The 19402-nt window shown below is 68.7% G+C and carries 22 protein-coding genes and 1 tRNA gene; 9 read left to right on the forward strand and 14 right to left on the reverse strand.

Features of this window, described 5'->3' with window-relative positions:
* Positions 1–55 precede the first annotated feature (55 nt).
* The 5 genes from MKK64_RS13555 to MKK64_RS13575 form a co-directional block, all read right to left on the reverse strand.
* Positions 56–292 (reverse strand): hypothetical protein, encoded by a 237-nt coding sequence (locus tag MKK64_RS13555; RefSeq protein ID WP_243935453.1) that lies wholly within the window; start codon positions 290–292, stop codon positions 56–58.
* A 101-nt stretch (positions 293–393) separates the two neighbouring features.
* Entirely contained in the window at positions 394–1218 is an 825-nt protein-coding gene (gene panB, locus MKK64_RS13560) for a 3-methyl-2-oxobutanoate hydroxymethyltransferase (RefSeq protein ID WP_243935454.1), read from the reverse strand.
* A gap of 200 nt (positions 1219–1418) precedes the next feature.
* Positions 1419–2015, reverse strand: coding sequence for a rhodanese-like domain-containing protein (locus MKK64_RS13565; RefSeq protein ID WP_243935455.1), 597 nt, complete (start codon positions 2013–2015; stop codon positions 1419–1421).
* Positions 2015–2848, reverse strand: coding sequence for a quinoprotein dehydrogenase-associated SoxYZ-like carrier (locus MKK64_RS13570; RefSeq protein ID WP_243935456.1), 834 nt, complete (start codon positions 2846–2848; stop codon positions 2015–2017). The genes MKK64_RS13565 and MKK64_RS13570 overlap by 1 nt, the downstream gene beginning before the upstream one ends.
* Before the next feature lie 41 nt (positions 2849–2889).
* Positions 2890–3822: a quinoprotein relay system zinc metallohydrolase 2 gene (locus MKK64_RS13575; RefSeq protein ID WP_243935457.1), complete on the reverse strand. Its 933-nt coding sequence runs from the start codon at positions 3820–3822 to the stop codon at positions 2890–2892.
* A gap of 172 nt (positions 3823–3994) precedes the next feature.
* Here MKK64_RS13575 and MKK64_RS13580 point away from each other — a divergent pair, with 172 nt between their 5' ends.
* Together MKK64_RS13580 and MKK64_RS28095 are read left to right on the forward strand one after the other, a co-directional pair.
* Positions 3995–4555: a TetR/AcrR family transcriptional regulator gene (locus MKK64_RS13580; RefSeq protein ID WP_243935458.1), complete on the forward strand. Its 561-nt coding sequence runs from the start codon at positions 3995–3997 to the stop codon at positions 4553–4555.
* Positions 4556–4724: 169 nt separating this feature from the next.
* Positions 4725–5801, forward strand: a complete 1077-nt coding sequence (locus MKK64_RS28095; protein ID WP_279593162.1) for a methyl-accepting chemotaxis protein — start codon at positions 4725–4727, stop codon at positions 5799–5801.
* 13 nt (positions 5802–5814) lie between these two features.
* Here the strand turns inward: MKK64_RS28095 and queC are convergent, their stop codons facing one another.
* Genes queC through cobT form a run of 3 tightly spaced genes read right to left on the reverse strand, consistent with a single transcriptional unit; the run spans position 5815 to position 7937 of the window.
* Positions 5815–6546, reverse strand: coding sequence for a 7-cyano-7-deazaguanine synthase QueC (queC, locus tag MKK64_RS13590; RefSeq protein ID WP_243935459.1), 732 nt, complete (start codon positions 6544–6546; stop codon positions 5815–5817).
* Positions 6539–6895, reverse strand: coding sequence for a 6-carboxytetrahydropterin synthase QueD (gene queD, locus MKK64_RS13595; RefSeq protein WP_243935460.1), 357 nt, complete (start codon positions 6893–6895; stop codon positions 6539–6541). Before queD ends, queC begins: the two co-directional genes overlap by 8 nt.
* Positions 6896–6899: 4 nt before the next feature.
* Positions 6900–7937, reverse strand: coding sequence for a nicotinate-nucleotide--dimethylbenzimidazole phosphoribosyltransferase (gene cobT / locus MKK64_RS13600; protein WP_243935461.1), 1038 nt, complete (start codon positions 7935–7937; stop codon positions 6900–6902).
* 133 nt (positions 7938–8070) lie between these two features.
* On the opposite strand from cobT, the gene cobS reads away from it, so the two are divergent.
* The 3 genes from cobS to MKK64_RS13615 are packed head-to-tail and all read left to right on the forward strand — an operon-like array spanning position 8071 to position 9838.
* On the forward strand, positions 8071–8892 hold the full coding sequence (gene cobS / locus MKK64_RS13605; RefSeq protein WP_243935462.1) for an adenosylcobinamide-GDP ribazoletransferase: 822 nt from the start codon (positions 8071–8073) through the stop codon (positions 8890–8892).
* Positions 8893–8930: 38 nt separating this feature from the next.
* On the forward strand, positions 8931–9152 hold the full coding sequence (locus MKK64_RS13610) for a DUF1289 domain-containing protein (protein ID WP_147841755.1): 222 nt from the start codon (positions 8931–8933) through the stop codon (positions 9150–9152).
* On the forward strand, positions 9149–9838 hold the full coding sequence (locus MKK64_RS13615) for a TIGR02281 family clan AA aspartic protease (RefSeq protein WP_243935463.1): 690 nt from the start codon (positions 9149–9151) through the stop codon (positions 9836–9838). Before MKK64_RS13610 ends, MKK64_RS13615 begins: the two co-directional genes overlap by 4 nt.
* On the opposite strand, the gene dusA is transcribed toward MKK64_RS13615, so the two are convergent.
* Positions 9839–10858, reverse strand: coding sequence for a tRNA dihydrouridine(20/20a) synthase DusA (gene dusA / locus MKK64_RS13620; protein WP_279593163.1), 1020 nt, complete (start codon positions 10856–10858; stop codon positions 9839–9841).
* Positions 10859–11220: 362 nt separating this feature from the next.
* On the opposite strand from dusA, the gene MKK64_RS13625 reads away from it, so the two are divergent.
* Both MKK64_RS13625 and MKK64_RS13630 read left to right on the forward strand, forming a co-directional pair.
* A tRNA-Arg gene (locus MKK64_RS13625) sits at positions 11221–11297 on the forward strand.
* Between the two features lie 725 nt (positions 11298–12022).
* Positions 12023–12259 (forward strand): hypothetical protein, encoded by a 237-nt coding sequence (locus tag MKK64_RS13630; RefSeq protein WP_147841751.1) that lies wholly within the window; start codon positions 12023–12025, stop codon positions 12257–12259.
* A 35-nt stretch (positions 12260–12294) separates the two neighbouring features.
* Here MKK64_RS13630 and MKK64_RS13635 read toward each other — a convergent pair whose 3' ends face one another.
* Together MKK64_RS13635 and MKK64_RS13640 are read right to left on the reverse strand one after the other, a co-directional pair.
* On the reverse strand, positions 12295–12540 hold the full coding sequence (locus MKK64_RS13635; protein WP_243935464.1) for a hypothetical protein: 246 nt from the start codon (positions 12538–12540) through the stop codon (positions 12295–12297).
* Positions 12533–13117, reverse strand: coding sequence for a hypothetical protein (locus MKK64_RS13640; RefSeq protein ID WP_243935465.1), 585 nt, complete (start codon positions 13115–13117; stop codon positions 12533–12535). Before MKK64_RS13640 ends, MKK64_RS13635 begins: the two co-directional genes overlap by 8 nt.
* Before the next feature lie 447 nt (positions 13118–13564).
* On the opposite strand from MKK64_RS13640, the gene MKK64_RS13645 reads away from it, so the two are divergent.
* Positions 13565–14617: a ParB N-terminal domain-containing protein gene (locus tag MKK64_RS13645; RefSeq protein ID WP_243935466.1), complete on the forward strand. Its 1053-nt coding sequence runs from the start codon at positions 13565–13567 to the stop codon at positions 14615–14617.
* A gap of 420 nt (positions 14618–15037) precedes the next feature.
* Here the strand turns inward: MKK64_RS13645 and MKK64_RS13650 are convergent, their stop codons facing one another.
* From MKK64_RS13650 to MKK64_RS13660, 3 genes are all read right to left on the reverse strand, one after another.
* A complete protein-coding gene (locus MKK64_RS13650) occupies positions 15038–17425 on the reverse strand; it encodes a M10 family metallopeptidase C-terminal domain-containing protein (RefSeq protein WP_409567955.1) in 2388 nt (795 codons plus the stop codon).
* Positions 17426–17445: 20 nt separating this feature from the next.
* A complete protein-coding gene (locus MKK64_RS13655) occupies positions 17446–17937 on the reverse strand; it encodes a hypothetical protein (protein WP_243935467.1) in 492 nt (163 codons plus the stop codon).
* A 271-nt stretch (positions 17938–18208) separates the two neighbouring features.
* Positions 18209–18334, reverse strand: a complete 126-nt coding sequence (locus tag MKK64_RS13660) for a hypothetical protein (protein ID WP_409567946.1) — start codon at positions 18332–18334, stop codon at positions 18209–18211.
* Between the two features lie 406 nt (positions 18335–18740).
* On the opposite strand from MKK64_RS13660, the gene MKK64_RS13665 reads away from it, so the two are divergent.
* On the forward strand, positions 18741–18980 hold the full coding sequence (locus tag MKK64_RS13665; RefSeq protein WP_147727275.1) for a hypothetical protein: 240 nt from the start codon (positions 18741–18743) through the stop codon (positions 18978–18980).
* Positions 18981–19402: the final 422 nt, after the last annotated feature.

The raw sequence follows: 19402 nt of genomic DNA on the forward strand, positions 1-19402 counted from the left end.
GGGCGGCCGCCTTGTCGGGGATCGACCGGGATGCGTCAATCGACGGCGTCGCGCCTCACGTGTGGGGCCGGGTCGCGAGGTCCAGCGTCGTGGCGGTTCCGACCAGCACCGCGCGGATCCGGCTGTCCAGGCTGTCGGTGAGGTCGTCGACCCGCAGGTGCACCGTGCTCCCGCAATCGGTGCCGGTGACCCAGAGGTCGTAATTCAAGCCCTCGCTGCGGAGGTGGCTGAGCAGCCGCCCCGATCCGATGCGGACCGCCTCGTTGTTCAGGGTGATGCAGCGCGCGTCCATGCCGTCTCCGAATGATCGGGAGGGTAACGCACGACCACGCCCGATCGATCGCCCGGTATGCGCGACCGAGGGTTTTCGCCCCGAACAGGGTGAACCGGCCCTCAACGCGGCCCGTAGGTGTGATCCTCGGCGGGGAAGCGCCCGGACCGGACCTCGTCGGCGTAGGTGCGCACCGCCTCCTCGATGTGGGCGCGCAGCGAGCCGAAGCTCTTCACGAATTTCGGCGCCGGGTCGCTCAGGCCGAGCATGTCCTCGAGCACCAGGATCTGGCCGTCGCAGGCCGCAGAGGCGCCGATGCCGATCGTCGGCGCGGTCACGGCCGGCGACCGGGCGATGGCGTTGGCCACCGGCTCGACGATGCCTTCCAGCACGATCGCGAAGGCGCCGGCCTCGCTGATCGCGCGGGCATCCTCCATCAGGATGCGCTCGCCGTCCGGGCCGCGGCCCTGGACGCGGAAACCGCCCATGGTGTTCACGGATTGCGGCGTCAGGCCGATATGGCCCATCACCGGAATGCCGCGCTGGGTCAGGAACGCGACGGTGTCGGCGAAGCGGGCACCGCCTTCCATCTTGATCGCGCCGGCCCCGGTCTCCTTCAGCACCCGCGCCGCGTTCATGAACGCCTGCTCGCGCGACGCCTCGTAAGACCCGAACGGCATGTCGACCACCACCAGCGCCCGCGAGGTGCCGCGGATCACCGCCTGGGCCTGGAGGATCATCATCTCCAGCGTGACCGGCAGGGTCGATTCGAGGCCGTGCATCACCATGCCGAGCGAGTCGCCGACGAGGATGAAGTCGCAATACGGATCCAGGATGCTGGCGGTGTGGGCGTGGTAGGCGGTCAGCGCGATGATCTTGGCGCCTTCGGCCTTCCGCTTGGCGAGATCCACCGCCATCACGCGCCGCGACTGCACGACCTGCGACATGGTCTTGGACTCCGTTCTCGTCACCTCGCCCGCGGCTGACGGGCCGGAGGCTCGCGGCCGATCAGGATCGCCCGCGCGCCTCCTCTACACCGTCCGGCGTCGAGAATCCCGCCCGCCGCTTTTCCTTTGCGGGAGGGTGTCAGGCTCGGCCGGGCGGGACGCGTCCACGCGAGCCGGCATGCGGCGCGCTCGAGAAGGCGCTACCGCTCGCCGGCGGAGACCGGCTTGCGCGCCCATTCGGGGTCCTCTCGGACCACCGCGGTCTCGTGCTTGTCCTGCCAGCCCTCGATCCCGTCGGGGAACCAGTGCACCGCGGTGTAGCCCTGCCGGACGAGACGCTTGCCGGCGTTCCAGCTGCCCCAGCAATCGGGATGGCAGAAGGTGACGATGGGCTTCGCCTTGTCGCCGCCGGTCAGCGCCTCGACCCGCTTCAGGAACAGGTCCTCCCGTACGGGATCGAGGGGCGCCGCGCCCGCATTCGGCATCCAGACGGCGCCGGGCACCGAGCGGTGGGCCGGAAGCCAGGGCCGGTCCGCCGGGAAGTTCGCGGGCTTCCGGTCGGCCAAAGCCACGTCGATGAGCAGCGGCTGCTTCGGCATCAGCGCGTCGAGGGCGGCGATGTCGACGACGACGGCGCCGCTCAGCGTCTTCGGCGTGTAGCCCTGCTGCACGCCCTCGTGCAGGCCCGCCGGCTCCGGCACGTTCACCGGTGAGTCCGCCGGAGCCGCGGCGAGGAGACCCACGGCGGCCAGCGCCGTGCCGACGCGGATAAGGCGATGGGATCGGCGCGCGGGCATCAGTTGCTCGGGCTCGGCGCGTTGAAGCTGTGCTCCCACGAGCCGCCCTGGCTGTCGGTGGCGGCGACCTTGATCGGCTTGCCGGGCTCGGGGATGAGGCCGAAATTGATCACCGGGTTCGAGGCGATCGAGATGTCGCCGTCCATGGTGAACACGGTCTTGTCGCCGGCGGTGACGACGAGCTTGTTGATGTAGCGCGCCGGCGTGTAGTCGCGGGTCACCTGGTTCATCTGCATGCCCGAGAAGTTCGGGTGGCGGATCATCAGCGTCGCCTCGACGGGCTTGCCCGCTTGGGCCTCGCCGGAAAACTTCATCCGCATGTCGCCCATGCCCTTCATCGCCTCCTCGTCGCTCATGCCCATGGGAGCCGAGCAGCCGCCCGAGGCCTTCACGAACTTGACCGCCTCGTAGAGGCCGCCGTCCTTCGTCTCGGCGACGGCGTGGACGTTGGTGTAATTGTTCACGCGCACCCGGAGCTTCAGCTCGCTCGGGTCGGCGGCCGGGCCGAAGGTGAAGTGCGCGGCGTAGGGCGACGGGTTGTCGTCGATGACGAAGTGCACCGCCTTGATCTTGTCCTTCTCCGGCATGGTCAGGGTGATCGGCACCAGCGCCGCATCCATCGCGCGGTTCGGCGCGTCGATCCGGATGAGGGTGTCGGTCGGCGCGATCTTGCGGTCGCCGAACACCGACTTGGCGATCTCCTGCCAGCGCGCGGCGCGCTCGGCGTCGGTGTCCGAGGCACCGGCCGCCAGGACGGGTCCGGACAGGACCGGGCCGGCGAGGATGGCGGCCGACAGGCTCGCGCTCAGGATCAACGAAAGGGCGGACTTCATGGCGTTCCTCCGATGGCGTGAAAGATAAGTCGTGCCGGGCCTCATTCCCACTCGAGCTCCTTGTAGGCCTCGGTGACGTTGCGGCCGTTGTAGCTGTCGAACAGGTCCCACTTGCCGCGCTCGGACTGCGCGACGGTCCCCACTGCCTTCTCGATCGACACGTCGGCGGCGATGGCCTTGCGGGTCTCGTCGCGCAGCGTGGTGAGATAGCCGGCGAGCGCATCGAGCCCCGGCGCCAGCGCGACGGACACCGGGCCGTGGCCGGGGACCGCCCGGGTCGCGCCCGAGCCCCGCAAGCCCTCGATCTCCTTCAGCCACCCGTTGAGGTTGCCGTCGAGCGAGGGGATGCGGCCGACCGAGAGCAGGTCGCCGGTGAACAGCAGGCCGCTGGCGCTGTCGATCATCGAGAGATCGCAGGAGGTGTGCGCGGTGGCGTGTGCGGCGAAGCGCAGGGTGCGATCGCCGAGGTCGACCTCGGCCCCGTCCTTCACCTCCTGCGTCGGGTAGACGACGCTGCCGGCTTTGTCGGCGCCGAGGATGTCGACGAGCCGCTGGCGGTAATAGTCGCCCCGCGCGTCGAGCGCCTCGCGCAGGCGGGCATGGCCGATGACGTTGGGCTTGTCGGCCAGGAAGGCCGCGGCGCCGAAGCAATGGTCCGGATGGACGTGGGTGACGACCACGTGCCGGATCGGCTTCGAGGTGCGCTTCACGATCTCGGAGCGGAGCCATTGCCCGTCGGCGAGGCTGCCGCCCGACTCCGTGACCAGCACGGCCTCCTTGCCGACGATGAAGCCGATGTTGGCGATTGCGTCGTCGTTCTCGGGCGTCGCGTCGGCGTTCGGTCCGCGGCGCATGAAGATGCCGGGCCCGACCTCCTCCATCGCGAAGGACTCGGCCGAGAAGCCGGGCTTCGGAAGGCAGCACAGGCAGAACCCACCGAAGAGCGCGGCGCGGCGCGACAGCACGGCGCTCATCGCCGGGAATCCCTGCGGCGGGCATGAGCGTGGCGCTGAGCCGTTCCCGACATGCGGGACCTCCTGACTTATTGTTCCAACCAGCTAGTAGGTAGATTTCTTCGGCGTCAAGTGCCACAAGGGGGAACGTGCTGCCCGGCGGCGCGCTGCGAACACGGTTTCCGACCCCACGATGCGAGACACCCGCGCCGAGTTGCTGCTTCAGGCCGAGATGCTGGTGCGCGGGCGCGGCTGGTCCGGCTTCAGCTACGCCGACCTCGCCGAGGTGGTCGGCATCCGCAAGGCCAGCATCCACCATCACTTCCGGACCAAGGACGATCTCGGCGCGGCACTGGTGGCGGCCTACGGCGAACGCTACGACGCGGCCCTCGCCGACATCTGCGCGACGCACCCGGCCGGCATCGACCGGATCGCGGCTTACGGCCGGCTCTATCTCGGCGGTGTCGAGCAGGGGCTCGGCTGCCTGTGCGCCGCGCTCGCCACGGAGGGAGACGCGCTGCCCGAACGGCTGCGGGGCGACGTCGGCGCGTTCTTCGCCCTTCACCTGACGTGGCTGGAGCAGGTGTTTCGCGACGGCGAGGCCGATGGGAGCATCCGGGCCGGGCTCGACCCCGCGCGCCATGCCCGCCTGGTGGTGGCAACACTCGAAGGCGCCCTGCTGCTGGAGCGGCTGCTCGGCGGCCCCGAAGCCTTCGCCGGGACGCTGACCGCGCTGACCGACCGCCTGCGCTGACCCGGCTCGCGAACGATGGCCGCCCGAGACGGACGGGTTTCGCGCCGCTGACAGCGGCGGCCGGATTGAAAGCAGCGCCGCCCGGCTCTTCGATTAGATTAAAGTCTTTTTCACTCGGCGCGTCTAGGTATTAAGTCACGAACGACGATCCGAACCCGAGCCGAACCGCATGCCCGTCTCCGCCTCGAACATCGTCGGCCGAGCCGCGGACGCGGCGGTCGAGCCGGCGCCGACCTTGGCGACGATCTCGACCCTGACCGCCGGGGTCAGCCGGGTGGCACAGGAGAAGATCGGGCGCATCCACCAGATCACCGCGCAGGCGAAGATCCTTGCGCTCAACGCGCTGATCGAGGCGGCCCATGCCGGTGAGCACGGCAAGGGTTTCTCGGTGGTGGCACAGGAGGTCCGCGGCATCGGCGCCGAGATCGAGAGCCTCGCCCGCGAGCTGGAGACGCAGCTGTCCGGGCATATCGGCGAGCTCGGCCGCACCGTCGGCGCGATGGCCGTCCAGGCCCAGGGCGAGCGCATGATCGATCTCGCCCTCAATGCGATCGAGCTCGTCGACCGCAATCTCTACGAGCGGACCTGCGACGTGCGCTGGTGGGCGACGGATGCGGCCCTGGTAGCCTGCGTGACCGAGCCCGGCGAAGCGACCGCGGCCCATGCGTGCGCCCGCCTCGGCGTGATCCTGTCCGCCTACACGGTCTATCTCGACCTCTGGGTCTGCGACCGCGACGGACGCATCCTCGCCGTCGGCAGGCCGGATCGGTATCCCGGTGTGTGCGGCGACAGCGTCGCCGACGAGCCCTGGTTCCGAGAGGCCACCGTCCTGCGCAGCGGCGACGACTACGTCTCCGGCAACGTGCGGCGCGAGGCGCGTCTCGGCGGGGCGCAGGTCGCGACGTACTGCGCGAGCATCCGCGCGGGCGGGCGAGCGGACGGGGTGCCGGCCGGCATCCTGGCGATCCACTTCGACTGGGAACCGCAGGCGCGGGCGATCGTGGCAGGCGTGCGGGTCTCGCCGCAGGATCGTGCCCGCACGCGGGTGCTGCTCGTGGATGCGGACCGCCGCGTCCTCGCCGCCTCCGACGACCGGGGCGTGCTGAGCGAGACGCTGGCCTTCGATCCGAAGGGAAGCGCCAACGGCGTGGTGCAGGGCGCGGCCGTCACCGCCTTCCACCGCACCCCCGGCTACGAGACCTATGCGGGCCTCGGCTGGTACGGGGTGATCGTCCAAACCCGCTGACGCGGGCGTCCTGTCAAGCGGCGGCGTTCTGGCTCGATTTCCCGGGTGCGTCGGCCACGAAGCGGGCGTAGCCGGAGGCCCGCAGAGCGCAGGCCGGGCAGGTGCCGCAGCCGTAGCCCCAGGCGTGGCGCGCGCCGCGCTCGCCGAGGTAGCAGGTGTGGCTGTCCTCGACGATCAGATCGACCAGCGGCCGTCCGCCCAGGAGCTCGGCGAGGCGCCAGGTCTCGGCCTTGTCGAGCCACATCAGCGGGGTGTGCAGCACGAAGCGCCGCTCCATGCCGAGGTTGAGCGCGACCTGCAGCGCCTTGATCGTGTCGTCGCGGCAATCCGGGTAGCCGGAATAGTCGGTCTCGCACATGCCGCCGACGACGTGCCGCAGGCCCCTTCGATAGGCCAGAGCGGCGGCGAAGGTGAGGAAGATGAGGTTGCGGCCCGGCACGAAGGTGTTCGGCAGCCCGCCGGCCTCGAAGCCGATCGCCGTCTCGCGCGTCAGCGCCGTCTCCGAGACCTGCCCGAGCGCGTCGAGGGCCAGGGTGTGGTCCTGGCCCAGCCGTTCCGCCCAGTCGGGGCGGATGCCGACGATCCCGTCGCGGAGCGCGTCGCGGCCGTCGAGCTCGATTCGGTGGCGCTGGCCGTAGTCGAAGCCCAGCGTCTCGACATGGGCGAACCGGTCGAGCGCCCAGGCGAGGCAGGTGGCGGAATCCTGGCCGCCCGAGAACAGGACCAGTGCGCGCTCGTCAGTCACCGTCGTACTCCGCCCAGGACATCGGCGTCTCGAACACCTTCACCGAGCTGAGGCCCGGCAGGCCGTCCTTCGTGCGATGCCAGATCCAGGCCGCGATGTTCTCGGCGGTCGGGTTCTCCAGACCCTCGACCTTGTTGAGGCAGTAATGATCGAGCCGGAGCAGCACCGGCGCGAAGATCGCCTCCATGTCGAAGAAGTCGACCACCCAGCCGGTCCGCGGGTCGACCGGGCCGGCGACCGTCAGCTCGACGCGGTAGGAATGCCCGTGCATCCGGTGGCAGCGGTGGGTCTCGGGCACGTTCGGCAGGCGGTGGGCCGCCTCGAAGGTGAAAGCCTGGGTGATCTTCATCCTGCTACTCCGCCTTGCCCGAGACGCCGGCCTTGCCCGAGACCCCGGCCTGCTCGAACGTCGCCATGTCGCGATGGCAGGCGAGCGCGCCCTTCAGCAGGCCCACCGCCATGCCGGCGCCCGAGCCCTCGCCGAGCCGCATGCCGAGGGCCAGCAGCGGCACCAGCCCGAGGCGTTCCAGCACCTCCGCATGGGCGCCCTCGGCCGAGACGTGGCCGGCGAGGCAATGGTCGAGCGCGCGCGGGTCGAGCGCGTGCAGCACCGCCGCGGCGGCGGTCGCGACGTAGCCGTCGAGCACCACCGGCACCCGCTGCAACCGCGCGGCCAGGATCGCGCCGGCCATCGCCGCGACCTCGCGGCCGCCGAGGCGGCGCAGGACCTCGAGTGGGTCGTCGAGATGGCCGGCATGGTGGGCGAGCGCGGCCTCCACCGCCGCGACCTTCCGCGCGATCCCGGCCTCGTCCAAGCCGGTGCCGTGCCCGACCCAGTGCGACGGCGCTCCCCCGAACAGGGCGGCGTAGATCGCGGCGGCGATCGTGGTGTTGCCGATGCCCATCTCGCCGACACCGACGCAATCCGTGCCGGCGGCCACCGCCTCCATGCCGAACGCCATGGTCGCGACGGTGGCCTTCTCGTCGAGGGCCGCGTCTTGCGTGATGTCGCCGGTCGGCAGGTCGATGGCGAGGTCGAACACCTTGAAGCCGAGGCCGTAGGCGGCGCAGATCTGGTTGATCGCTCCCCCGCCCGCGGCGAAGTTCTCGAGCATCTGGCGATTTACCGCATCGGGGAAGGCCGAGACGCCGCGCTTCGTCACGCCGTGGCTGCCGGCGAACACGCAGACCAGCGGCCGGTCCAGCGTCGGCATCGCCTTGCCCTGCCACGCCCCGAGCCAGGCGACGAGCTGCTCCATTCGCCCGAGCGCGCCGGCGGGCTTCGTCAGCCGCGCCTCGCGCGCCGCGATCGCCGCGGTCGCATCGCGATCGGGGCCGGGCATCGTCTCGATCAGGCGGCGGATATCCGCGAACGGGGTCGGGTCGGTCATCGGGTCCGAAGGATTGTTGTGGGCGGGCTTGCGCCGGTGGACGGGCGCGCCGTTCCCGCGAGCTATAGTGGTGCGGGACGCGCGGGTGAAGGCTGCGTGCGGACGAAGGCCGATTGCGAGCGAAGGCGGCGTGATGGTGGGCGGACCGTTCCGCGGCGAGGCCGACTGGCCGGGCCGCGACCTGTTGCACGATCTGGCGGCGTGCCTGCGCTTCTACTCGCGCCTGCCGCTGCCGAGGTTTCCGGGCGAGCCCGATCCGCACGCCGTCCCCGACTTCCGGACGATCCCGCGGATGCTGCCGCTGGCCGGCCTGATCCTGGCGCTGCCGCCGGCCCTCGTGCTGATCGCCGGATGGTGGATCGACCTCGGGCCCTTCGTCGCGGCGACGCTCGCCGTCGCCGTCGCGGTGATGCTCACCGGTGCGCTGCACGAGGACGGCCTCGCCGACGTCGCCGATGGGTTCGGCGGCGGCGCGACGCCGGAGCGCAGGCTCGAGATCATGAAGGACAGCCGCATCGGCGCTTATGGCGGCGTCGCGCTGATGCTGTCGCTGGCGCTCCGGATCGGCGCGCTCGCCACCCTCCTGGATCGGACCGGCACGGCCGCCGCCACCGGCCTCGCCCTCGCCGCGATCCTGTCGCGGGTCGCCGCGCTCGCGCCGATTGTGCTGCTCGCGCCGGCCCGGCCCGAGGGCTTGTCCGCCGCAGTCGGCCGCCCGAGCCGGGCGGCGACGGGCACGGCCATCGGCATCGGATTGGTGCTGGCATTGCTGGCGCGGCCGCTCGGCCTGCCGTTCTCCGGCATCCTCGCGATGGTGGTGCTGGCGCCGCTCGCCGCCCTCGCCATGACGCGCATCGCCCGGCGGAAGATCGGCGGGCAGACCGGCGACGTCGTCGGAGCCTGCCAGCAGGTCGCGGAGATTGGGGCCCTCCTCGCCCTGCTGGCCACGGTCTGAGCTTGATCGCGGGGCCACGAAGCGGGCATGGACGCGGCATGAACCCGCCCATCCCGACGTCGTCCGGCAAACCCTCGAGCCCGTGCACCAAGGTCTGCGTCCTCGACGGGCCGAGCGGCCTGTGCATCGGCTGCGGCCGGACGCGCGACGAGATCGGGCTGTGGGGCTCGCTCTCCGAGCCGCAGCGCCGCGCGATCATGGCAGGGCTCCCGGCCCGGTTGCGGGGGGCCGGTCTCGCGGTGGCCGGAACGCCGGCATGACGATCCTCGCGTTGATCGCGATCGGCCTGGTGGTGGCCGTGCTGGTCGCGACCGACGGCGGCCGGATCGCCGGGGCGATCGAGCCCGACCAGCTCGCCGGCCTCGCCTGGGGCGCCGGCATCCTCGCGCTGGTGGTCGCCGGGTTCTGGAGGCAATTCGCAGGCGCCCCCGGAAAGAACCTCCAGGCGCTGCTGCTCTGGTGCGGCCTCGGGCTCGCCTGCATCGTCGGCTACGTCTATCGCGAGCCGCTGCAGGAGGTCGGCGCGCGGGTGACCGGTGCGTTGCGCCCCGGCTCCCCGACGATCGGCCCCGGGGGCACGGTGACGATCACGCGCCGGTCGGACGGCGCATTCCATGTCGAGGCGCAGGTCGATGGGCGCAGCCAGAGCTTCGCCTTCGATACCGGCGCCAGCGCGGTCGTCCTCACCGCGGAGAACGCCGCGGCGCTCGGCCTCCGCCCGGAAGCCGGCGCATTCACCGCCCGCGTCGCGACGGCGAACGGCATCGCCTATGCCGCGCCGACCACGCTCGACGCGCTCGCCATCGGCCCGATCACGGAACGGCGCGTCCCGGCGCTCGTCGCCAAGCCGGGCGCCCTCGACGGCAACCTGCTCGGGCAGAGCTTCCTGACGCGGCTCGCCGGCTACGAGGTCCGCGGCGACCGGCTGATCCTGCGCGGGCGCTGATCAGGCGGCGTCCCTCTCCGGCAACGCCCGCGAGACCAGCGCCACGGCGGCGCGCAGGGTCGCGAGGTCGGCCGCGGCCTCGACGCCCGCCGTCGAGAGGTGGCGCCGGTACGCCCGCGCGCCCGGCCGCCCGTTGAACAGCCCGAGCATGTGCCGGGTGATGGCATGGAGCCGCTCGCCGCCCTCCAACGCCGCCGCGACGTAGGGGGCATAGGCCTCGACCGCTTCGAACGCGTCCGCCACCGGGGCCGGCGCCCCGAACAGCTCGGGATCGACCGCGATCAGCCCGGCCGGATCGCCGTAGGCCGCGCGCCCGACCATCACGCCGTCGAGGCCGGACAGGTGCGTCTTCGCCTGCGCCACGGTGGCGATGCCGCCGTTCACCGCGATCGGCAGGGCGGGAAATGCCTGCTTGAGGCGGACCACCCGGCCGTAGTCGAGGGGCGGCACGTCGCGGTTCTCCTTCGGCGACAGGCCCTGGAGCCAGGCCTTGCGCGCGTGCACGATCAGCCCGTCGACGCCGGCCGCGACGACCGCGCGGGCGAGCGTGTCGAGCGCCGGCTCCGGGTCCTGCTCGTCCACGCCGATCCGGCACTTCACCGTCACCGGCACCCGCACCGCCGCCTTCATCGCCGCGACGCAGGCGCCGACATGCTCCGGCTCCAGCATCAGGCAGGCGCCGAAGCGCCCGTTCTGCACCCGGTCCGATGGGCAGCCGACGTTCAGGTTGATCTCGTCGTAGCCGTAGCCCTCCGCGATCCGCGCGGCCTCGGCGAGGTCGGCCGGCTCGGAGCCGCCGAGCTGCACAGCCACCGGATGCTCCGCGCGCGAGAACCCGAGCAGCCGCTCCCGTGGGCCGTGGATGACCGCGCCGGTGGTGACCATCTCGGTATAGAGCCGCGCCCGCGCCGACAGCACACGATGGAACGCCCGGCAATGGCGATCCGTCCAGTCCATCATCGGCGCGACGCTGAAGCGCCAGTCTGCGAGGGTGCCGTCCGTCTCGGCCGCCGCAATCATTCGGATCTCGTACCCTAAAAAGCATCTCTCGCCGGCAGGACGCCGCCCTGCCCGCCTGCGGCGGCTTTGCCGTATCCACCTCCGCCGCGAGCCGGCGCGCGGACGCGTTCGGATACCATGCGCAGGAGACGGCACAAAGGCAGCACGGTGGGCTCGGCGATGCGCGGGCCCGAGCGACGCCTCGGTTGCGAGCGCCGTCGCGAGCCATGGGATCGATGCGCCGCGTGCGCGACGGCAAGGGACCGCTCCGCCAACCCACCTGCCGATACCCACTTGCCGATACCCACTTGCCAAGCGCGGAACGACCCTCTAGACACCCCCTCGCGACCGGAACAGGCCTCCACCGCCGACCGGTCCGCAGGGCGCCCGTAGCTCAGCTGGATAGAGCACCAGACTACGAATCTGGGGGTCAGAGGTTCGAATCCTTTCGGGCGCGCCATTCCCACACAGCAATGCGAACACCGGGCGGTGGCCATGCACCCGCCACGACGACGCCCAGATGGTCCTGTCATCGACTCGGTCGACGACGTTCGTCACGGCGCGGTCGACGAACACCGGAAGCCACGCGTTTCGGAACGAAATCTCGCCCGTCGTCATGGTCTCTCGCATCGGCCGGGGAACCCACGGTCGGCAACCGGGCGAACGCGCGGGAAACTCGCCGACACGGGGCCGTTGCAGCGCCGCATCTGCTGGGGTCCGCTGAGCCGTCGGCAGCCTGCAGCGTTCCTTCCCGACTGCTTCGAAATCGCCAACCTCGTCCTCGACCATTCGACAGAGCCGGTCTAGGTTCCGTTTCACGGCGGCGGTGGCGTAACTCCTGTCCTGCTATTGGATCTGCGTAGGCGCTCGGAGCGCAACGCGCGGACGCGAGGTGCGTGACATTCGCGGTGGCTTCGTCGCACAGCGCGCGCAAGGTAGTTCATAATTTCGATGCTACTCTTTATCGATATATCGAAATGTATTTATTGAGTCCAACTGCCTACTCGTCTGCAAAATGCTACAAGTTGTGATCTATGGGGATAAAAAATCAATATTAATTAGTCGATTAAATCTCACAGCCACCTTAATGATAGTCGTGAAATATTTAATAATAACCCTTGAGACGACCATTTCGAAAGCATCGCTTTGGTGAACTACGACAAGATCGAATCCCCGGAGCCATAGATGGACAAACGCTCGGAAGTCGTACGGCTGTCGTCGGCTCTCGCGGCTCGGGTCCGCTATGCGCAGATGGTGGGCGGCCCGATCCTGCCGGCGCAGATCGAAGCGCTTCTCGATGCGGCGAAGCTGCTTCAGGCCTGCGACGTCCCGTGGCCGCCTTTGGTCGAGCAGGTGCTCCACGATGTCGCCAAGGAGCTGGAGGGTCCGGCGAGAACGCTCGATGTCGAGCCCGGTGGCTGAGTCGGACGTTCCCCGATGCCGAAGCTCGCGGAGCATCAGCGGTTGCCCGACCGCCCCATCTTGCTTGTGGGCACGAACCCCATCAGCGCGGTCAGCCCGGCCTCGGTGATCGTCCAGCGGCAGGCACCGGCGAGGTCGGCCTCCGGCAAGGGTTCGATCAGCCCGCGCTTGGCCAGGGCTCGAATCTGGCGGTCCTGCGGATGGTAGAGGCGAGCGCCGCGCGACAGGATCTCGAGGCGGTAGCGCCCGCTCGCGGGCAGCCAGGGCTTCGCCTCAGCCATGGCGCCGCCGCTCCCGGCCGGCCATCGCGGCGAAGGGCCTGACGGCACGGCTCGCGAAGGGTTGGGCGAGCCAGGCATGGCCCGCAATACCCTTGGGATCCGCCGGCTTGTCGCTCGCAGCCACCCGATCCGCGATGACGACGTGGCAGGGCACTGAATCGGTCGTGTCGACGCCAGAGGCGGCACTCGATCGATTGGTCGGTGAGTCCGCCCGCACCGGAGTACGCTCGGCCGTGTTTCCGAGCCTGCCCGCGAGATTGGACGCCGCTCGGACCCATTCGCCGAACGCCAAGGAAACGCCCACGCGACGCGAGACGGCCAGAACGGCGGGGTTCCCCCGCGCGAGACGGTCGCCGTCGACCTCCAGTTGTGGGGCGAGGATCTGACCGATCGACGCAAGGATCCTGTGCAAAACGCTAAATCGCGCCTCAAAACAGTAAACCGATGACGCGTGGAGCGCGGCGCACTCGATGTCGGGTTTCTCAAGACCAATCAGGCGCTGGTCGTTGCCAGTGAGCCTCCCGGGAAGCGTGTCGAGGAGAGGGACAAAGCTCCACTCCGCCTCATCCGGCTTCATAACATCGACTACGAATGCTGGATATCCCGGCCGAAATCCCATTCTAAGCTCACTTTCTCTGAGCTATCGCATGCATATCATAGCCTCGAAAAAAGATATCAATCAAATTTCTAGTTTATGAAATCAAGCATATGACGCTTCAATGGATATAAAATCAAAAAACTGCACGGACGATGACGATCTTCAGCGATTCGGCAGCGCTGTTTGCAGCCATCGTGCGATCGTCCAGCACAAAAATCCAAACATCATCGACGGACGACGATGGCATCTCGGCCCCATCCGAGGCACCGGACCATCCGCAGCGCGTGTCCTGGAAACTGGCAAAAATCCACTATAGAGCCGCCCCAAACACAACGTCTGGTTTAATATAGGTTAATATTGACTTTTTCTCCTAATGGATACAGTTTTTCGTCAAATACAATTTGGCAGAAATCAATAAACGGCAAAATGCTCGATCCGGATCGTGGACGGGCTTCGAAGCGCGATCAGAACCGACTGGTCACTTCGTCGCCTGAAATCAACATCGCGGATCCGCTGCAGGACACGATCGAGGGAAACGTCGCAGCCGGCAGGAGCCGGGATATCGATCGCGACAGGCGAGAATTCGTTCGAGGGCAGGCCATGCATACGATCTCTACCGATGGGTTCACGCGTCCCAGTCACGTCGACGCCGGGGTGGCGCCGATGCTGCAATGGTTGAAGATCAGCGCGCTGACGATCGACCCGAGCTACCAGCGCCCGATCATCGGTGTGGGTCGCAGGAACGTCGAACGCATTGCCAGCATGTTCTCGTGGTGCTGCTTCACCCCCGTGGTCGTCTCCCCCGTCGAAGGGGGCCGCTTCGCGATCATCGACGGGCAGCATCGCACCACGGCGGCGCTGCTCGTCGGGTACGACGAGGTGCCCTGCCAGATCGTGATCGCCGCGCGTGAGCAGCAGGCGGCGGCGTTCAAGGCGATCAACTGCGTCACCACGCCGATCGCCCGCGTCGCGGTCCACGCCGCCGCCCTGGTCGCCGGCGAGACCTGGGCCGTCCAGGTCGCCGACGTCTGCGCCCGGGCGGACGCCACACTGCTCCGCTATCCGCTGCCGATCAGCAAGCAGGCCGCCGGCCAGACCATGGCGGTCGGCGCGATCAAGCAATGCATCAAGCGGCACGGCCAGAACACCGTCATCACCGCCCTGCAATGCGTGATCGAGACCGGCAACAACAAGCCCGGGATGCTGAATGCCCGCATGATCAAGGCCCTGTGCGCGGCGATCGACCGGCATCAGGACTGGCGCGAGGGCGGCCTCGCCCTGTTCGACGCGTTCGACCAGATCGATCTCGCGCGCCTGCAGGCCCGCTGCGACGACGGCTCGGCCACCGGAAGCGACCTCGTGCAGAGAATGGCCGAGGTGATCGCGGTCGAGCTGTCGGCCCTCATGCCGGTCACGCGCGAGCATCGACCCGTGCGCTGGGACGCGCCGCGCCCCAATCTCGAGGTCGTCAACCTCTGAGCGCGGTGCATCGCGTTGAGAACGCCTCGCCACGTCGGCCCCCCCTGCGACCCGGCCACAGTTCGCGCGCGCGGGCGGCGTGTGACGGGTCGCGCGCGATCCTGCCTGCCGACGTCGTGATCGAGCCACGGCGGAGGCACGACAATGCCGCCCGGGGCCGCTCGCGTTGCCCGGCGACCGAACGCCTGCGCCGGAGAATCGACATCTGACCGACGGTACCAAGCCGCCGAATGCCGCTCGCTCGCCCCGCCATCGTCACGTGCGCCGCGATGCACATCCTTCGAATCCGGCCGATCGAAGGGATGCGATCCACCTGCATCGCCGCATCGGCACGGAACGAGCGGGACGCATGCGATACGCGCCCATCCGATCGAGATCGGATGGGCGCGGGTTCGGAACGAGGGCTCCTCGGTCGCGGCGTCAGACGAAGAACAGGTCGTGGACGATTCCCTTCAGATGGGCGTCGTTCGCCCAGTTCGAGGCGCCGACGAGATCGCTGGCGCGAGCCACGTCGTCCGGCACCTCGCCCTGCCCCTGTGCCAGCAGCGTACCGTTCTTGAACAGTTGCATCAGGCCGTGGCTGTCCACGCCGGCGTGCCAGGTCGCCGTCTCTCCCTCGACGATCGCGTCCGCGGCGGCGATCCGGTGTGCGACGCCCTTGTCGAAGATCTCGAACGCCATGGTGTCGGACTGCCCGACCTGCCCCAGCCAGATGTTGTCCGTCCCCGCGCCGTTGCCGGTGTCGAACACGCGCTGGAAGCCGCCCGCATCGAGGTCGTCGAAGCGTACGGTCGCGTAGGCGTCGAACGCGCCGTGAATCTCGGGAATCGCGTTGTGGGCCTGGACCTCGAGATGGTTCACGCTGCCGACCAAGGGGGTATCGCTGGCATAGTTGGACGCGCCGATCAGGCTGTGGCCCCGCACCACGTCCGACGGCACCGCGCCCTCGCCCTGCGTGAGCAGCACGCCGTCCTTGTAGATGCGCATGACGCCGCCCTCGTCGACGCTCGCCTGCCACAGCGCGGTTTCGCTCTGGGCGATCGCATGCTTGGCGACCAGCCGGTGCTTGATGCCGTCCTCGATGATCTCGAACGCCATGTCGGCGCCGTTTCCGACCTGGCCCATCCAGATGTTGTTCGTGTCCGCGCCGCTGCCGGTGTCGAAGATCCGCTGGTACCAGCCGTGTCCGAGATCATCGAAGCGCGCCTCGGCGCTGACCGAGAAAGCGCCTTCGGCATGATTCAGTTCGCTGTAGGCATGGACGTCGACCTTGCCGGCACTGCCGAGCAGCGGCGCATCACTCGCCCAGTTGGACTTGCCGACCAACTCGCTGGTGCGCACGACATCGGCGGGAACGACCCCGTGCCCTTCGGCGAGCAGGACGCCGTCCTTGTAGAGCTTCATCACGCCGGTCTCGTCGACGCTCGTCGTCCAGTGCGCGTCCTGCCCGGCGACGATCGCGTCCTTGGCGGTGATGCTATGGTCCTCGCCGTCGCGCCAGATCGAGAACACCATGTCGGTGCTGTCGGCGCGCTGGCCCAGGAACACGTTGTCCCGCTCGGGGCCGTTGCCGAAGTCGAACACGCGCTGCCACGCGCCGCCGGCCGGATCGTCGAACCGGGCGACGACGTCCGCCACGAAGGCGCCATGGATGTCCGCCGGATTCTGGGCCACGGTGACGTCGAGCACCTTGCCGATCAGCGGCGTGTCCCAGCCCCAGTTGGATTTGCCGACCAGTTCGCTGGCGCGCACGACGTCGGCGGGGACGACACCCTGACCCTGCGCCACCAGCGTGCCGTTCTTCGACAGGAGCATCGTGCCGCCGTCGTCGACCGCGACCTTCCACGTCGCCGTCTCGCCCGCAACGATCGCGTTCGCGGCGGTGATGCTGTAGGGCCGGCCGTCGCGCCAGATCGCGAACATCATGTCGGTGCTGTCGGCGCGCTGGCCCAGGAACACGTTGTCCTGCCCGGGGCCGTTGCCGAAGTCGAACACGCGCTGCCACGTGCCGCCGGCGGGATCGTCGAACCGGGCCTGGGCGGTGGCGGTGAAGGCGCCGTGAATGTCGGCGGCCAGCACGGCCGGAATGACGGTTTCCTGCTGCCCGACGCCTCCGCGCGCGCGCAACGCAGCCATCAGGTCGGCGACCGCGACCGTGCCGTCGTCGAACGACAGCATCTCGATGCCGCTGAGCGTATCCGTGCCGGTCGCCGCGCCGCGGATCGAGAAGCCGGCGTTCAACGCGGCGGGATTCCAGATCACGGTGTAATCCGCGCGGTTGCCCGCGTACACCGCCGTGTCGAAGCCCGTGCCGCCGACGAGCGCGTCGTCGCCGCCATTGCCGGTCAGCTTGTCGTCGCCGGCGCCGCCATCGAGCCGGTTGGCGACATCGTTGCCGATCAGGATGTCGGCCGCGTGGCCGCCGACCGCGTTCTCGATCGTGACGCCGTTGGCGATGGTGAAGCCGCCGGTGAACGTCTCGGACGTGCTCACCCAGCCGCCGCCGCCGATCTCCTCCTTCAGCGTCGCGGCGCGCAGATCGATCTTGGAACGGGCGTCGCCGACGTACGCGATCGAGTCGATGCCGCCGGTATCCCAGATCGTCGTATATCCGTGGTTGAAGTCGACGTCGTCGCCGAAGCGATAGACGGTGTCGCCGGTGGCGTTTTCGGACCGGCCGTACATGGCCTGCAGCGCTGCGATGTCGATCGCGGCATAAGAGCCGGGCTGGGCGTTGAGCGGCGTTCCGTAATCGACCCAGGGTGTGAACGGGTTGTCCTCGCCCAGGAACGGCGAGGTGTAGGTCATCACAGAGTACAGCTGAGAATTCAGCTGATGCCTGCCGGGATCGCCCGCCCAGGTCGCGCCATCCAGGACATTTCCGAAATCGAGGTCGTGAGTGTGCTTGAGGCCCAGGGCATGGCCGGTCTCGTGGAACCATGTTTCCGAGTAGGTGCCCAGCCGCACCGCCGCGGCCGATCCGGCCACATTGGCTTGATGCCGATGACGCTGTCGGCGCTGGTCACGCCCACCCACGGCAGCACCGATTCGCCGCCGCCGCCTTCCTCGAGCCTGAAGCTCAGATTGCCGCCCCATGCGACCTCGGTGAAGCGCAAGGCGGTGAAGCTTTCGATATTTGCGATGATCTCGCGATAGAACGGCTTCCAGTCGCCCTCGTCCATGTCCGGGACGCCGTTGCCGTTGATGTCGCTGTAGGCGAAGCTGTAGGTCAGGTCCGGTCCGATCCAGGCACGCCCGACGTTCAGGCTGTCGATCACCGGATTGCCAAAATACCAGATGCCCGTCGTCTGCTCGGCCATGCTTCGCCCCCCGATATGCGCGCGTCCGCCGATCGCAGATCCGGCGCGCGATGCCGTCAGGTTTATTTTCCGAGGTTCGAACAAGCCGTTAACAGCCTCGCTCGATTCTTCGCAGATCGTACTTTTGCGGCTCGCGCCCGTTGCGCCGGCGCGCAGTCATTACATCAAGTAAATACTGAAAATACCTACAGAACAAAGGCAATAAGACAGTATGTCCGCCTCGATCTTCACATAAGAAATTATACCGGTCTCGAAGCGCCTAACAGAACCGTCAGATCTGGTTGCGGGTCATGAGGCTTGCGGCGAGGGCGGTGAAGGCGTCGTGGATGTCGGCGCGTCGCTTGGAGCGGACGAGCAGGCGACGGAAGCGGTCGAACCCGGCATGGGTCCGCTCCACGACCCAGCTTCGCGAGCGCGCTTCCCACGGCTCGTCGCAATCGCGAACGCCTCGCCATGCCACGCGCCCTGCGCCGCAACCGCATCGTCGCCGGCACGCCGTTCGAAGGGGGAGCGGTTCTCGGCTGACGCGCACACCGAGCGCCCCCAGGTGCCGATACGGCTGCGCGCCACGGCCCGTGCTCTCGATCCCGTCCGCGGCGTCGGTCGTCGAAGCGGTGCCTCGCGTCATGCCCACAATGCCGGACGGTCCGCACGTCCGCTCCCAGATGACGATGCCGCTTCCAGAGAGGTCCCGCTTTTGGGATAGATCGGGCCGTGCACGTCGCATTCGCGACCGTCCGGATGGATCGCTCGGCGATCCGGCGCCCGGATGGCGCAACGCGTGCCTGGGACGGGGGACGACGATGGACGAACTCAACGGCCGGGTTCTCGGGCTGCAGATCCTGCTCACCGGCGTCATCGCCCGGATGGCGAGCGAGAACCGCTACCCGGTCGGCTTCCTCTCGGATTTTCGCGACGAGATCCGCGCCGTGGTGAGCGGCATCCGGATCACCGGGGCGGAGGACGAGGGCCACGTGCGAGCGACCGCGCTCCACGCGATCGACGAGCTGTTCTCGCTGATGAAGCCGCCGAGCCAGGATTGAACGGGTCCTGCGATCCGGAATCACCGGCGCAGGCAGGACGGACCGCGCCGCGTCGATGTCCGCCGGACGCGGCGGCGCCCGCGATGGGCGCGCTTTAATCCGAGCCGCGACGCGATCGGTGTGAATTGTGTCTCCCCAGCAACACGCGGGGCGGGACGAGAAGGTCTTAGCGATGCCTTGGACCTATTCCAATTCAGAAATCGGACCCAACGGCCTACCGGGAATGGTCATTCCGGGGAACTCGTCGGCATCCCATCCGTCAACCTGGAATAGTTCCGATCTCCGATCGGGCCGATGATCGTCGTTCGGCCGCGGAAATCAGCCATAGTTTGGTTCTGTTCCAACATTCGTTCGTTGACGGAAGATCTTTCCCGAGCCCTTTGAGGCCATCGCATCGCCCGACGACTGGCGCTGCGGGTGCC

This window comes from Methylobacterium sp. E-025, assembly GCF_022829705.1.
GTDB lineage: Bacteria > Pseudomonadota > Alphaproteobacteria > Rhizobiales > Beijerinckiaceae > Methylobacterium.

What these genes read in the sequence shown, in the direction of transcription:
- MKK64_RS13665 (WP_147727275.1), top strand. Translation starts at nt 18,741, where the DNA reads ATGGACGAACTCAACGGCCGGGTTCTCGGGCTGCAGATCCTGCTCACC.
- cobS (WP_243935462.1), top strand. Translation starts at nt 8,071, where the DNA reads ATGGTGGGCGGACCGTTCCGCGGCGAGGCCGACTGGCCGGGCCGCGAC.
- MKK64_RS13640 (WP_243935465.1), bottom strand. Translation starts at nt 13,117, where the DNA reads ATGAAGCCGGATGAGGCGGAGTGGAGCTTTGTCCCTCTCCTCGACACG.
- MKK64_RS13615 (WP_243935463.1), top strand. Translation starts at nt 9,149, where the DNA reads ATGACGATCCTCGCGTTGATCGCGATCGGCCTGGTGGTGGCCGTGCTG.
- MKK64_RS13570 (WP_243935456.1), bottom strand. Translation starts at nt 2,848, where the DNA reads ATGAAGTCCGCCCTTTCGTTGATCCTGAGCGCGAGCCTGTCGGCCGCC.
- MKK64_RS13650 (WP_409567955.1), bottom strand. Translation starts at nt 17,425, where the DNA reads ATGACCTACACCTCGCCGTTCCTGGGCGAGGACAACCCGTTCACACCC.
- MKK64_RS13555 (WP_243935453.1), bottom strand. Translation starts at nt 292, where the DNA reads ATGGACGCGCGCTGCATCACCCTGAACAACGAGGCGGTCCGCATCGGA.
- MKK64_RS13610 (WP_147841755.1), top strand. Translation starts at nt 8,931, where the DNA reads ATGAACCCGCCCATCCCGACGTCGTCCGGCAAACCCTCGAGCCCGTGC.
- panB (WP_243935454.1), bottom strand. Translation starts at nt 1,218, where the DNA reads ATGTCGCAGGTCGTGCAGTCGCGGCGCGTGATGGCGGTGGATCTCGCC.
- cobT (WP_243935461.1), bottom strand. Translation starts at nt 7,937, where the DNA reads ATGACCGACCCGACCCCGTTCGCGGATATCCGCCGCCTGATCGAGACG.
- MKK64_RS13655 (WP_243935467.1), bottom strand. Translation starts at nt 17,937, where the DNA reads ATGGCCGAGCAGACGACGGGCATCTGGTATTTTGGCAATCCGGTGATC.
- MKK64_RS28095 (WP_279593162.1), top strand. Translation starts at nt 4,725, where the DNA reads ATGCCCGTCTCCGCCTCGAACATCGTCGGCCGAGCCGCGGACGCGGCG.
- MKK64_RS13645 (WP_243935466.1), top strand. Translation starts at nt 13,565, where the DNA reads ATGCTCGATCCGGATCGTGGACGGGCTTCGAAGCGCGATCAGAACCGA.
- MKK64_RS13630 (WP_147841751.1), top strand. Translation starts at nt 12,023, where the DNA reads ATGGACAAACGCTCGGAAGTCGTACGGCTGTCGTCGGCTCTCGCGGCT.
- dusA (WP_279593163.1), bottom strand. Translation starts at nt 10,858, where the DNA reads ATGATTGCGGCGGCCGAGACGGACGGCACCCTCGCAGACTGGCGCTTC.
- queD (WP_243935460.1), bottom strand. Translation starts at nt 6,895, where the DNA reads ATGAAGATCACCCAGGCTTTCACCTTCGAGGCGGCCCACCGCCTGCCG.
- MKK64_RS13580 (WP_243935458.1), top strand. Translation starts at nt 3,995, where the DNA reads ATGCGAGACACCCGCGCCGAGTTGCTGCTTCAGGCCGAGATGCTGGTG.
- MKK64_RS13635 (WP_243935464.1), bottom strand. Translation starts at nt 12,540, where the DNA reads ATGGCTGAGGCGAAGCCCTGGCTGCCCGCGAGCGGGCGCTACCGCCTC.
- MKK64_RS13565 (WP_243935455.1), bottom strand. Translation starts at nt 2,015, where the DNA reads ATGCCCGCGCGCCGATCCCATCGCCTTATCCGCGTCGGCACGGCGCTG.
- MKK64_RS13575 (WP_243935457.1), bottom strand. Translation starts at nt 3,822, where the DNA reads ATGAGCGCCGTGCTGTCGCGCCGCGCCGCGCTCTTCGGTGGGTTCTGC.